We start from the raw sequence: 12,168 nt of genomic DNA, 5'->3' as shown, positions 1-12,168 counted from the left end.
TATGGGGCGTGTTGCGGGCTGGTGTGGGCGGTAGTGATGCGTGGGGTTCTAACCCGAATCGCCACTCACGACCACCTGCACGGGCGGGATGGTGGCTTGGGTGACGCGGCGCCGTACTCGCGTGCTTGGAGCCGGATCTCGCGTGCTTGGAGGCGTAACACCCGAGTGCGGGATCCAGGCACGCGAGTTCCGTCTCTGAGCACGCGTGTTACGCCTTCGCTGCCCCTCACCCCGGCGAACAGGCCCGCCCACAACGACCCCAGCGCGAAAAGGGGGAGGTCCGTGAGGGCCAGGATGGGGGGCGAGGCCTTCACGGACCAGGGAGTGCCGCGCTCATGAGGGGTTGAGCCGGCGAAGCCTTCCGATGAGATCGACGGTGGAGATGCCGCAGAGTTCGGCCATCCGCTCCAGTGCCGAAAAGTCGAGGTGGACCTCGGCGCTCCCGGCGTCACCCGACTGTTTGAGCCGGTCGTCCGACCACCGTCTCAGCGGGAGCAGTTCTTCCTGGTCGTCCTTGACCACCAGGCGCAGGTCGATCCGGACCCGGCCAGGTTCGTCCACGAACACGCGACGGTGCACCTTGGCCAGCAGATCCTGCGGCAGCTCGTCCATCGCGACGCACAGTTCGACCAGCCGCACCACGGAACAGTGCCGGGTGCCCAGCTCGTAGGTGGCCAGCGTCTGGAGCGAGATCTCGCTCTGCAGATGCTGGTTCAGCTCCTTGCGTGTCCAGCCACGCTTACGACGGAGCTTGCGGAGCTCGTCTCCGAGTATCCGCTGATAGTTCTCAGCGTCGATCAGCACTCCCCATCCCCTGCCTTGCAACCTTCTCCACCGCTCACCCCGGGTGACTGAACCGGGGCGAGCGCACTCACGTGAATGAAAGTCGGCAGGAGGCCCGCTCTTACGCGGTTCCGGGGGTGCTTTTCACGCCGATTTTGACCTGATAGGCCAAATGGGTTAACTCGATGCGTCCGACGAGCGCATCAGTTGACGCAGGGGACGCCTTCGGCCGTGATCGGCTTCTCGTCGGACTGCTCGGGCGGCGGGGCCGCGGCCGACGAACCGGCCACGTTCTGTGAGGAACCGGAGTCCTGTGCGCCGCTCGCCGGCTTGTAGTCCGAGCCGAGGAAGACCATGACGCGGCCGGCTTCGACGCTCTTGTCCTCCTGGACGGTCGGGTTGCCCCCGAGTTCGGCGGCGACCGCCTTGCCCGCCTCCTGCTGGCCCTTGGCCACCCAGATCACCGTCTTCTTGCGCGCGCTGGCCGTGGCCGTGTCGCCCGCGGTGAAGCCCTTGTCGACGAGCTGCTTCAGCACCGTCGCGGCCAGTCCGTCCTTGCTCGTCGAGTTGCGGACGTCGACCGTGGTCGCCTTGTTGGGCGACTCGGTCTGGGGCGGCGGCTGCTCGCCGGGCTGCGGGCCGGCTAGGCCCTGCACGAAGTCCTTGACCTGCTTCGGGTCGACCTGGATGGCGACGCCGTCCTCGGGAGTCTTGTACTCGATGTTGACGATCGGGATCGTCCGGAACTCGAGCTGACCGCCGGTCAGGCCCTTCATCTGCTGCGCGAAGCCGAAGATGTCCCAGTTCTGGTTGAGCACGACCGATTTCTTGATGGCCGCGATCAGGTCGTTGAGCCTGCCGGGGTTCGCGAGCGTGCCCGCCGAGAGCACCTTCCGCGCCATCCCGGCCATGAACACCTGCTGGCGGACCACCCGGTCGAGGTCGCCACGCGGGAGGCCGTGGCGCTGCCGGACGAAACCGAGCGCTTCGACCCCGGAGATGGTGTGCGGGCCCTTGGAGAACTTCGCGCCGGAGAACTGGTCGTTGACGTCGTCGTTGAGGCAGACGTCGACCCCGCCGATGGCCTGGGTGATCTCGCTGAAACCGAGCAGGTTGATCGCGGCGTAGTTGTCGATGGTCGAGCCGGTCAGCTTCTCGACCGTCTTGATCAGCGTCTTCGCCCCGGCCTCGTTGGCCTTCTGGTCGATTTCCTTCGGGTCGGAAACGCCGTCTTCCTGCAGTTTCCTGCGCTCGCTGACCATCGCGCGGGCGTAGGCGGAGTTGATCTTGTGCTTGCCGAAGCCGCCAGGGATGTCGACATAGGAGTCACGCGGCAGAGAGATCGCGACGGCCTTGGAGCCGTCGTTCGGGATGTGCACGAAGATCAGCGAGTCGGTGTTCAGCTCGCCGTCGGCCACCCCGGCGCGCAGCTGCGCGAGGACTTCCTTGGACAGCGGGTTGCCCTGCGCGTCCGTACGGCTGTCGAGGCCGACCAGCAGGATGTCGCGGGCACCGTCGGCGGGCTTGTCACTTTCGTCGGAGCCGATGCCGACGTTCGCGAACGTCAGCCCGTCCATCGCGGCCCACGCGTAGCCGGTCAGGCCCATCACCAGCAGTGAGACGAGACCCAGGGCGATCTTGGGCCCGCGGAACGACCGCCGGGGAGCGCGCCGGGGCGGCGCTCCCGCCGTTTGCCGGGCCGGTGCCGGGCGGGCTCCACGGGGCGGGCCCGGACGAGGAGGAACGCGTCCGGGCGCGTCCTGCCCAGGCCGGGCGGGACGTCGGTCCCCATACCCATTCCGAGGCGGGTACTCCACGCGGTCTGCTCCTTCTCTTCGTTACCGGTCGACGGTCTTCTCAAGGGACGCATGGTGCCTGTTGAGGGTTGTCGCAGGATTACACATCCCCCCGAAGATGTGGCACGCACCACCGGTTTGCGATCAATGGTACGGAGAACGCCTGGTCAGCGCTGTCTGGCTCAGGGCAGGACGCGGCGGGCGGCGCGTGCCGGGACCAGGCTGGCGGCGGCGGCGAGCATCGCGACGACGATCGTCGCGACGGGCAGCGCGACGGCCGCGGCGCTCACCTGCTTGCCGTCGAGAGCACCCATCAAGGGCGGCGCGCACGCGACCGCGCAGACCAGCCACGTCCCGGTCATCCGGCTCGTGCCGTTGCGCACGGTGTGGAGGAGATACACCCCGAGCAGCAGATTGACCAGGCTCTGCACCGGCCCGAGCCGCAGCCCGAGGAGGTCGGCGTCGGCGGAGGCGCCACCGAAGCGGGCCAGTGCGAAGCCGAAGACGCCGAGCATCGCGTACGCCATCCCGACCGTCGCCGCGGCGCGGCAGAACACCGCGGCGCGCAGGCCCGGCTCGTCGACCGCCCGCTGTTGCGGTCCCGAATGGCGCTCGAACCACCAGAAGACCAATACGGCGGGGACGGCCAGCAGGGCGAGCGCGAGCAGGACCCTCGGCCTGGCCAGCCAGCTGAGGCCGTCCACGAACGGATCCGGCAGGTAGACGACGGCCACGAGCAGCAGCATCGCGGACAGGAAGCCGAGGTAGAGGCTCATCGGAGCGCGGAGGATCAAACGCGCGGTGGCGACGACCGCGGGACGGTTTCCCAGCCTGGCCAGCGGCCGCGCGAGGAGGCCGAGCAGCGCGAGCTGGACGAGCCCGAGCAGGAGCACGCCCCACGGCGCACCCGACAGCGCGGCCGGGGCGCCGGGGCCGCCGAGCAGCATCACCCCTTCGCCGCGGACGGCGATCGCCAGACCCAGCCCGGCGGCACCGGTGAACGCCGTGGCCAGGAGAACGCCGCGCGGCGGCCGGACGCCGTCGGCGTGGGCGAACGCGAGTTGCTGGACGAACAGCGCGAGGAACAACGTCTCCGCGTAGCGCGGGATGGCCGAGCCCGACCACTGCGCCGCGGCTTCACTCGCCAGGGTCAAGGCCAGCAGTCCGGCGACGGAGGCGGTTCGCGTCCGGTGGTACAGGAACAGGAGGGCGGGTGCGAGGACGACGGTCAGCAGGAAGACGCCGAGCAGCCAGAGCGGGTGCAACGCGATCCGCATGACGGTGGCGTTCGTGCCCGTCGGGATCCCGAGTACCTCCAGCGCCAGCGGGACGACCAGCGCGACGACGGCGAAGATCAGCGCCGGGCGCAGCAACGGACTCGCGCGGTCGGCGAGGTACTGCGAGTAGCGGCCGCCGGTCGCGCGGATCGAGTGCCAGCCTGCTTCGTTGATCCGCCCCACCGCGAAGAAGATCAGCGGACAGAGCTGGGCGAGCCAGGTGAACGGCCACAACGACCGCTCCGGCGCCCCTGCCCAATGCACGAGCGCGACGGCGGATTCGCCGAGCAGCATCAGCACGACCCCGGCGACACCGAGCAGGGCCCATCGGCCGACCGGGGCCACTGGACGCGGTTCACGGGGGAGCGTGACGGCGGTCCGGCGGGTGCGGGCCCAGCCGCGGAGGCGGAACACCAGGAGCGCGCCGATCACCAGCACCCCGACGATCATCGGCCCGAGGGGGTCGCCGCCGACCGGTGGCCCCCAGCGCTGGTGCCAGGAGTTGAGCACGAGACCGGCGGTATAGAGGGAGGCGACGACCTCGCAGGTGCCGCGCGAGCCCATCGGGTTGAGGACGCAGGCGTGGTGCATGTCGGCCGAGAGCCGGTCGTCGAGCGCGGTCCTCGCCTCCTGGCCGAGCGGGTGACCCTTGCGTTCGGCGTAGCGGAGGATGTCGTAACCGAGGTCGTGGGCCTTGCAAGGGACGGCGTAGTCCCACTTGGTGTTGTCGTCGCCCCACGGTGCCGAGCAGCCGCCGTCGGTGTGGACGGCACGCACGGTGCCGTCCCGTGCCGTCATCACGCCCGGGGTGATCCCGCTGACCGCGGTGAAGTCGGCGGGCAGCTTCGCGATGGCTTCTTCGACCGGTCCCGGGCGCACCAGCGCGTCGACGGCGTTCTGCGCGGCGCGGATGTCACCCGTCGGCGGCCCCTGGTCCGGCGGCGAGGCCGGCCGCGACGCGATCAGGCCGAAGCCGAACACCAGTACCGTGACCAGCAGCAACCAGCCGGACGTCGACCATGGCCGCCGGATCCGGGCGGGACGGACGTCGGCGTCGGCTGTCGCTGGCATGGCGTCCAGGGTGCCATCCGCCGATCGGGGTCGACATCCGGCTAACCCCCGGGTTCACCCCCTGGTGTCCCCGAGTTGGGGCGCCCACTTACCGCGTTTAGTCCTCTAAATGCGTGGGGCGGTCTTCGGGAGGAGCGGGTCGTTCCACGTCCTGGGCGAACCGCACCTGGTTCCGGCCGTTCTCCTTGGCCACGTAGACGGCGGCGTCGGCGGCGTGGAGGAGGTCCTCCAGGGATTCCCCGTGACGAGGGAACAGTGCCGCCCCGATCGAGGTAGTACGACCGGAGATGGATACTCGACTGCCGCGTTTGTCGGTAGTCACTATATGCAGTTCGGCGATTGCGCTGCGCACTCGCTCGGCGGCGAGTTTCGCGGCGGTTTCGTCGATATCCGGCAGAAGGACAAGGAATTCCTCGCCGCCGAACCGGCCGATGACGTCGGCGGGCCGGGTGACCTCGTCCAATTTCCGCGCCACATCGCGGAGGACGTCGTCGCCCGCGGGATGCCCATATGTGTCGTTAATCCACTTGAAGTGGTCGAGATCAATCATCAGAAGGGCCAGGTTGTCGTCCGATCGGGCAGTCCTTCCGAGTGCTCGTTCGGCCGACTCCGACCATCCGCGCATGTTGAGCACCCCGGTTTTCGGGTCCGTCCGCGCGTCGTTTTGCAGTTGGTCGATCTCGGCGAGGCGATTGAACACCACCGTCACCACGGCCATCACGATCACCATCGGAGGCATGATCAACAGCAGCACCGCGGTGACCGCGCCGAGGCCGATCGTGATGGCCTCCAGCAGGTTGTCGGCCGCATTGCCCAGTACGGCCGACACCGACGGCCGCTTCGGCGAGCCGAGGGTGAGGATGCCGCCGATGTAGGCGATCTGCACCGCCTCGAAGACCATTCCGGTGATGATCAGGACGCCGAATTCGCCGAGCGTGCCCCAACCGGAAATCCGTCCCCATTCATGCGGGCCGAACGCGGCGAAGGTGAGCGAGGCCAGTGTCACCGAAACGCCGTGGGTGACCGAGGAGAACACGAAGTTGTGCGCGGGCCGCCGGGCGATGAACCAATGCTGGATCCGGACGAGCGCGATGATGGAAAGCGTCAGTGAAAGCGGCAGGATCACCGCGGCCGGAAATGTCCATACGGCGGTGAGGTCGATGAGAACGGTATGGCTGCGATCGCGCCGTCTTTCCTCTTGCCGCTGGGTCAGCTGAATATGCGCCGTGGCGCCGACGGCGAGAATCGCGAAGCGGACCAAGTCGGTTTTTCCCGGTGCCGTCGAATTCATCGTCGCGATGACCATGATCGCGATTCCGATCGCCTCCATGGCGAAAAGGAACGCGATGAAGCGCTTCGGCCGCTGCCACAGTGCCCATGCCCTGGGGTCGTAGGGATGCCGTTGCGGCGGTTCGGCCTGGTCACCTTCCGGGCTTGTCCGCCCGCGTTCGGTCACCGGGGCATCGCGCTCGGCGGCGGCTGCTGCCGCCGCATCGTCAAGATCGCCGGCACCGTCGCCGTGCTGGCGGCGATCGCCGGTCTCGGCTGGCAATTGCTACCTCTTTTCCGCGCGGACGGCACGGCTGAGTAATCTCACCGGTACCGACTGATACACCGTTCGTATTCCACGGCCGGTATCATCCCATCGCATCAGTTGTTCGACACCGGCAAGGGCGGCGGCAGCCGTGTGCCACTGACTCGCCTTGCCCGCGAACACCGACTGGAGGTGGCAATCGTGTCCCGTGATTTCTGATCTTGCTTGCTGAATGTTTTTCGAGACGCGGTGTGGAAGGGGTGACCGATAGTGTCCAGTCGTGACTTCTGAGCCCGAACAAGGTATTGGTTCCCAGCGAGGTGTGCCGGAGGTGAGTGACCGTGTCGAGCCGTGACTTCTGATCCAGAGCCGTTTCAGGTCGGATGATTGTTTTAGGCCGAGGTGCCCCAGCAGTGTCCCGTCGAGATTTCCGCGTACGAACCCGCCGGGCGGCCGTGCCGCCCCAGGGGTCGTCCAGTGTGGATTCCTCATGACAGCAGCGGTTCCGGGCTGGTTCCGTTGAGGTGCCACCAGCTGAACGCGACCAGGACGGCCAGCAGCAGGCCGACCACGCCGGCCAGCGCGATGGCCGACGTCGCGGCCCCGAGTCGATCGGCGGCGAGCCCGCCGAGTCCCGCCCCTACGCCCTGAGCCACCCGCAACCCCGTGCGGTACACCCCACCCGCACCACCCCGAAGTTCGTTCGGGACCCAGGTGATGAACGTGGCGCTCACCGTGATCAGATACGCCCCCGCCGCCCCCGCCGCCGCCAGCAGCAGCAACGCCGGAATCAACCCTGGCTTGAGCGCGAAGGCGATCAGGGCGACCATCGGCAGTGCCGCCAGCACGCCCAGCAGCTTCCGCCGTCGTTCCGCGGAGACGAACCGCGACAGCAGGAACGCGCCGATGACGAAGCCCAGCGGATCGGCGGCCAGCAGCCAGCCGACGGCCTGTTTCCCCACGCCCATCTCCGCGGCGAGCGGCGCGGCCAGCCCTTCGGGGACGACGGCGAGGCCGACCAGCCACGAGAACCACACCAGCACTCGCAGGTGGCGGTTGCCGAAGACCTGTTTCACCGCGCCGAACCAGCTCCCGGTGCCGTCGGAGGCGGCGGCCCGCCGGGAAACGGAGAACCGGACGACGGCCGCGCTCAGCAGGAACGTCGCCGCGTCCAGGGCCAGCGCCCAGCTCGCCCCGACCTGCGACACCAGCAGACCGCCACCCGCCAGGCCGAGCAGCATGGCGGTGTTGGTCGAGATCCCGCGGATGTCCTGGCTCTTGAGATAGAGGTCGTCGTCGGTGAACACCTCGCGGGCCAGCGCGTTCTGCGCCGCGTTGCCCGGCGCGTTCGCGAGCCGCGCCAGCACCACCAGCCCGCACAACAGGGCGAGCGGGGTGCCGGGGATCGCCATGATCGCGATCAGCGCCGCCTGGATCAGCGACGAGACGACGAGAACGGTGCGCCTCGGATAGCGATCGGCCAGCTGGGAGAGGCCGAGACCGCCGGCCAGCGCGGGCAGGAAGGTCAAGGAGTAGACCACCGCCGAGAGCAGCGCGGAGCCGGTGCGGTCGTAGACGAGGATCGCCAGCGCGACGATGGTGAGCTGATCCCCGATCAGGGACTGCACCTCGGCGAGCCAGAGGGCGCGGAACTCGCGGTTCGCCAGGGCGGCGGTCATCCGCGGCGCCGCGTTCGTCTTCACTGCGTGACCACCTCCCCCCGATCGGGTGAATTCAACTCCCTCGCATTCTTGCCTGCCCTGTTACGTGGCGGACGAGGGAGTCACAGTGGAGGGCCCGCCGAACAACGTTCAGTATGCCTCCGGCTACAGGGAGACGAACAGAAGACCGGTGAATCCTTGCCCTGTTGGACCGATCGAGCTACGCCGTCCGGCGGGCGAGTGATGGCGGCCTGACTCGTGCGCGGGTATCCGCGCGCCGATCGCGCCGCACTCGCTCGGCGCAGCCGAGGCGCCGCTTGCCGCCGCCCGCGTCACGGTTGGGCTGAATGGGCCAACACTGAGGGGAGACCGGTCTGGAGGTGGAGGCCGGCCGGGCAGTAAAGGGGTGAGGGCGATGAACGGGTTGCTCGACGACAAGGCCGTCGTCGTGACCGGGGCGGGGCGGGGCCTCGGCGAGGCGTTCGCGGTACACGTGGCGAGGGCGGGCGGAGCCGTCGTGGTCAACGACGTCGACGCCGCGCTGGCCGAGCGGACGGCCGAGAACATCCGCCGGTTCGGGGGCCGGGCGGTCGCCAGCGGGCACAGCGTCGCGGACCCGAAGCAGGCGCAGGAGATCGTCGACCTCTGCCTCGCCGAGTTCGGCGCCATCGACGGGCTGGTCAACAACGCCGGCCTGAACTACGAGGCGCTCCCGTGGGAGGACGACGTCGAACAGGCCCGCGAACTGGTCGAGGTGAACGTCCTCGGCGTCATGTACACCGGCCTGGCCGCGATCAAGGCGATGGTCGCACGCGGCACGCCGGGCTCGATCGTCAACATCTCGTCCGGCGCGTCGCTCGGCCAGCGCAAGCTCGGCGTGTACGCCGCCAGCAAGGGCGCCGTCGCCTCGCTCACCTATTCCTGGGCGCTCGACCTGGAGGAAAGCGGAATCCGCGTGAACGCGGTCTGCCCCCTCGCGCACACCCGGATGGTGTGGAAGTCCGAACGATCGCTGCGGGCGTGCCCGCCGGACCGGACGCCGTCCCGGATCGCACCGATCGTGCTCTTCCTGCTCGGCGCCGGATCCGACGGGATCACCGGGCAGATGATCCGCTGCAACGGGCCGCAGCTGCACGTCATGGGGCAGCCGTACCTGAAGGAACCCATCCTCGAGCGTCCGGTGTGGGACACCGAGACCGTGCAGCGCGCCTTCGACGAGGTCTTCAGCGCGCACCTGGAGAACTACGGCCTCGAAAAGCGTGTCCCGCCCCGGCTGCGCAAGTGGACGGAGTCGACCCGGACCGCCTAACCGAGGACGAAGGGCAACTTCGCGGCCAGGTCGCCGAGTTCGGCCTTCTCCGCGTCGGCCGGCTCACGGCGTCCGGTGCCGATCAGCAACGCGTCCGTGTCGGAGAACGACTTGGGGAACTTCTCCCCGGTGCGCAGCTCCATGATCTGCCGTGCCTTGGCGAGGCTGTCGTCGGCCGGGCCCTTGACGTGCGGCAGGTGCGCGACCAGGTCGAGATGGTGCAGCGTCCATTCGAGGACGTACGCGGAGAGAAAGTCCCCTGCGGACAGGACGATGTCGCGGGTGGCGACCCGCATCCCCGGGTCGGCGAGGTCGGCGGCCCGGCCGGCGGCGGAACCGACGTCGTCGAGATGGAACTTGAGCAACCGCGGCTCCTGGTACGCGGCCGCGAGACGGACGACCAGCGCGTCGAGGTCGTCCTCGCCGGTGGGTGGCTTATCGGAAAGCTCCCAGTAGGTGACGGCGTTGCGTGTCGGCTCGGTTTCGGCGGGAGTGACGAGGGTGATCAGGACGTCCTGGGCGTCGATCACCAGGTGACACACCAGGTCCTGGACCAGCCATCCGGTGCAACCGGACGGTTTGGCGAAGTCTTCGTCGGGGGTTTCGGCGACGGCGGCGAGGAGCGCCGCCCAAGAGCGGGAGAAGAGATCCACGGCGGCAAACTAGCAGCGCGGCGCCGTGGTGGCGACCCTTTTCGGGACGGGCGCGCGGCGGAACCGGGACGGTCGAGGTGGTCGTGAGTGGCGATTCGGGTTCTAACCCGAATCGCCACTCACGACCAGCAGGACCGACGCGCGGCCGGCCGTGGGGGCGCGAGAGCCGGGGCACGTGGCGCGCCGCTTGTTATGAAAGGTCCTTAAGATCCAGCGGCGGGAGCGGGTTCCTGAGCGGCCGCGTAGAGATCGGCGATCGCGGGCGCGTACCGGTCGTTGATGATCCGCCGCTTCAGCTTCAGCGTCGGGGTCACCTCGCCGCTTTCCGGCGTCCACGCCTTCGGGATCACGTGGTAGCGCTTGATCTGCTCGATCCGCGCCAGCCGCGAGTTCGCCGACTCGACGGCCTTCTCGATCTCCGCGAGCACCTGCGCGTTGTCGGCGAGCGATTCGCCTTCGGTGAGCTGGATGCCGTTCGCGGTCGCCCAGCCCGGCGCGATCTCGTCGTCGACGACGATCAGCGCGGTGACGTAGGGCCGGTCGTCGCCGATCGCGACGGCCTGTCCGATCAGCGGGTGCTCCTTGAGCAGGCCCTCGATCTTCGTCGGGGCGATGTTCTTGCCGCTGGAGGTGATGATCAGTTCCTTCTTGCGGTCGGTGATCGTGACGAAGCCGCGTTCGTCGATCGTGCCGATGTCGCCGGTGGCGAGCCAGCCGTCGGCGTCGACGTCCGGTTTGATCGAGCCGTCCTCCTGGAGGTAGCCGAGGAACACGATCGCGCCGCGGACGAGGAGTTCGCCGTCCTCGGCGACCTTCACCTCGATGCCTTCCAGCGGACGGCCGACCGAACCGGCCTTGAACGCCGACGGCGTGTTGGAGGTGACCGCGCCGGTGGTCTCGGACAGGCCCCAGACCTCCTGGATCTCGACGCCGAGCCCGGCGATGAAGTACAGGATCTCCACCGGCAGCGCGGCGGCACCGCTGGAGGCGACTTCGATCTGGTCCAGGCCGAGCATGGCCCGCACCGGCGCGAGCGCGGCGGCGTCGGCCTGTGCGATCTTCTCCGCCAGCTCCGGCGGCACTTCCTTGCCGTCACTGCGCAGTTTGTAGCCCTGCTGCAGCAGTTCGTTGGCGCCGAGCAGTGCGGCGCGCTTGTCCTCCGGTACCGAGCCGAGCAGGTTCTTCAGTCCCGCCACCATTTTTTCCCAGACTCGGGGGACACCGAAAAAGCTCTTGGGGTGCACTTGGCCCAGCGCGCCGACGACGGCTGTCGGGTCGCCGACGGTGTGCACGTGCCCGGCCCACACGATCGGCATGTAGATCGACAGTTCGCGTTCGGCGATGTGCGCGAGCGGCAGATACGCGATGTTCGTGGCGTGCATCGGCGAATCGTGCAGCCGCTGGACGGCGACGGCCTGGTAGATGGCGTTGCGGTGGGAAAGCACGACGCCCTTGGGGTCCCCGGTGGTGCCGGAGGTGTAGATCATCGACAGCGGATCGTCCGGGCTGATCGCGGACCACGCCGTCTCGAACGCCGCCGGATCGGCCGCGTGCTGTTCGGCGCCCGCCGCGCGCAGGTCGGCGAAGGACACGAACCTCTTGTCGTCCGGGGGGATCACGGACGCGTCGAGTACGACGACGTGCCGCAGCGCGGGCAGGTCGTCGAGGACCTGTGACCAGCGGCCGAGTTCGTCGGCACCGGCGAGCACGACGACACCGGCGGCGCTGTGCCGGGCGACGAACCCGATCTGCTCCGGGCTGAGCGTCGCGTATGCGGTGCAGGGGATCGCGCCGAGGTGGGCCGCGGCGAGGTCGGCGATCAGGTGCTCGGGGCTGCTCGGCGCCATGATCAGCATCCGGTCGCGGGCGCCGAGGCCGAGCCCGGCGAGGCCGCGTGACACCTCGGCGATGGCGGTGCGGAATTCACGCCAGTTCAGGGTCGGCTTGCCCTCGGCGTCGAGTGACGTGACCGCCGGAAGTTCCCCGAACTCCTCGGCGTTGCGGTGAAGCAGGGCGGGGATGGTCTGGCCTTCGATCTGCTCGGCGACGGTCGGCTGGGTGGTCAACGCTGGCCTCCTCGATGC

The 12,168-nt window shown here is 68.8% G+C and carries 9 protein-coding genes; 2 read left to right on the top strand and 7 right to left on the bottom strand.

Translation table 11 applies throughout. From position 1 onward, the window contains the following. Nucleotides 1-333: 333 nt before the first annotated feature. The 4 genes from ACZ54P_RS11085 to ACZ54P_RS11070 all read right to left on the bottom strand — a co-directional run bounded on the left by ACZ54P_RS11085 (nt 334) and on the right by ACZ54P_RS11070 (nt 6,257). The gene (locus ACZ54P_RS11085; protein ID WP_465461341.1) at nt 334-804 is read right to left on the bottom strand and encodes a helix-turn-helix transcriptional regulator; all 471 of its coding nucleotides are present in this window, start codon (nt 802-804) and stop codon (nt 334-336) included. Nucleotides 805-986: 182 nt separating this feature from the next. Further along, entirely contained in the window at nt 987-2,600 is a 1,614-nt protein-coding gene (locus ACZ54P_RS11080; protein ID WP_465461340.1) for an LCP family protein, read from the bottom strand. A 161-nt stretch (nt 2,601-2,761) separates the two neighbouring features. After that, nucleotides 2,762-4,927 carry a phospholipase A2 gene (locus ACZ54P_RS11075; protein WP_465461339.1) on the bottom strand — a complete coding sequence of 722 codons (2,166 nt, stop codon included), beginning with the start codon at nt 4,925-4,927 and terminating at the stop codon, nt 2,762-2,764. 97 nt (nt 4,928-5,024) lie between these two features. Next, nucleotides 5,025-6,257 carry a GGDEF domain-containing protein gene (locus ACZ54P_RS11070; RefSeq protein ID WP_465461338.1) on the bottom strand — a complete coding sequence of 411 codons (1,233 nt, stop codon included), beginning with the start codon at nt 6,255-6,257 and terminating at the stop codon, nt 5,025-5,027. 66 nt (nt 6,258-6,323) lie between these two features. On the opposite strand from ACZ54P_RS11070, the gene ACZ54P_RS11065 reads away from it, so the two are divergent. Further along, nucleotides 6,324-6,518 carry a hypothetical protein gene (locus ACZ54P_RS11065; protein WP_465461337.1) on the top strand — a complete coding sequence of 65 codons (195 nt, stop codon included), beginning with the start codon at nt 6,324-6,326 and terminating at the stop codon, nt 6,516-6,518. A gap of 431 nt (nt 6,519-6,949) precedes the next feature. On the opposite strand, the gene ACZ54P_RS11060 is transcribed toward ACZ54P_RS11065, so the two are convergent. Next, entirely contained in the window at nt 6,950-8,164 is a 1,215-nt protein-coding gene (locus ACZ54P_RS11060; RefSeq protein WP_465461336.1) for an MFS transporter, read from the bottom strand. Nucleotides 8,165-8,537: 373 nt separating this feature from the next. Between ACZ54P_RS11060 and ACZ54P_RS11055 the strand changes: the two genes are divergently transcribed. Further along, the gene (locus ACZ54P_RS11055) at nt 8,538-9,431 is read left to right on the top strand and encodes an SDR family NAD(P)-dependent oxidoreductase (protein WP_465461335.1); all 894 of its coding nucleotides are present in this window, start codon (nt 8,538-8,540) and stop codon (nt 9,429-9,431) included. Here ACZ54P_RS11055 and ACZ54P_RS11050 read toward each other — a convergent pair. Both ACZ54P_RS11050 and ACZ54P_RS11045 read right to left on the bottom strand, forming a co-directional pair. Continuing rightward, on the bottom strand, nt 9,428-10,084 hold the full coding sequence (locus ACZ54P_RS11050) for a maleylpyruvate isomerase N-terminal domain-containing protein (RefSeq protein WP_465461334.1): 657 nt from the start codon (nt 10,082-10,084) through the stop codon (nt 9,428-9,430). The genes ACZ54P_RS11055 and ACZ54P_RS11050 overlap by 4 nt on opposite strands. A 203-nt stretch (nt 10,085-10,287) precedes the next feature. Further along, complete coding sequence (locus tag ACZ54P_RS11045; RefSeq protein WP_465461333.1) at nt 10,288-12,150, bottom strand: AMP-dependent synthetase/ligase; 1,863 nt, start codon at nt 12,148-12,150, stop codon at nt 10,288-10,290. Nucleotides 12,151-12,168: the final 18 nt, after the last annotated feature.

It is taken from the genome of Amycolatopsis sp. NPDC034160 (assembly GCF_055575355.1).
The sequence above is the reverse complement of the archived record's forward strand: the minus strand, read 5'-3'. Positions and strand labels throughout refer to the sequence as shown.

Bases quoted from the DNA above. Each gene is read 5' to 3' on its own strand.
- ACZ54P_RS11065 (WP_465461337.1), top strand. From the start codon at position 6,324: ATGCCGTTGCGGCGGTTCGGCCTGGTCACCTTCCGGGCTTGTCCGCCC.
- ACZ54P_RS11070 (WP_465461338.1), bottom strand. From the start codon at position 6,257: ATGGAGGCGATCGGAATCGCGATCATGGTCATCGCGACGATGAATTCG.
- ACZ54P_RS11075 (WP_465461339.1), bottom strand. From the start codon at position 4,927: ATGCCAGCGACAGCCGACGCCGACGTCCGTCCCGCCCGGATCCGGCGG.
- ACZ54P_RS11055 (WP_465461335.1), top strand. From the start codon at position 8,538: ATGAACGGGTTGCTCGACGACAAGGCCGTCGTCGTGACCGGGGCGGGG.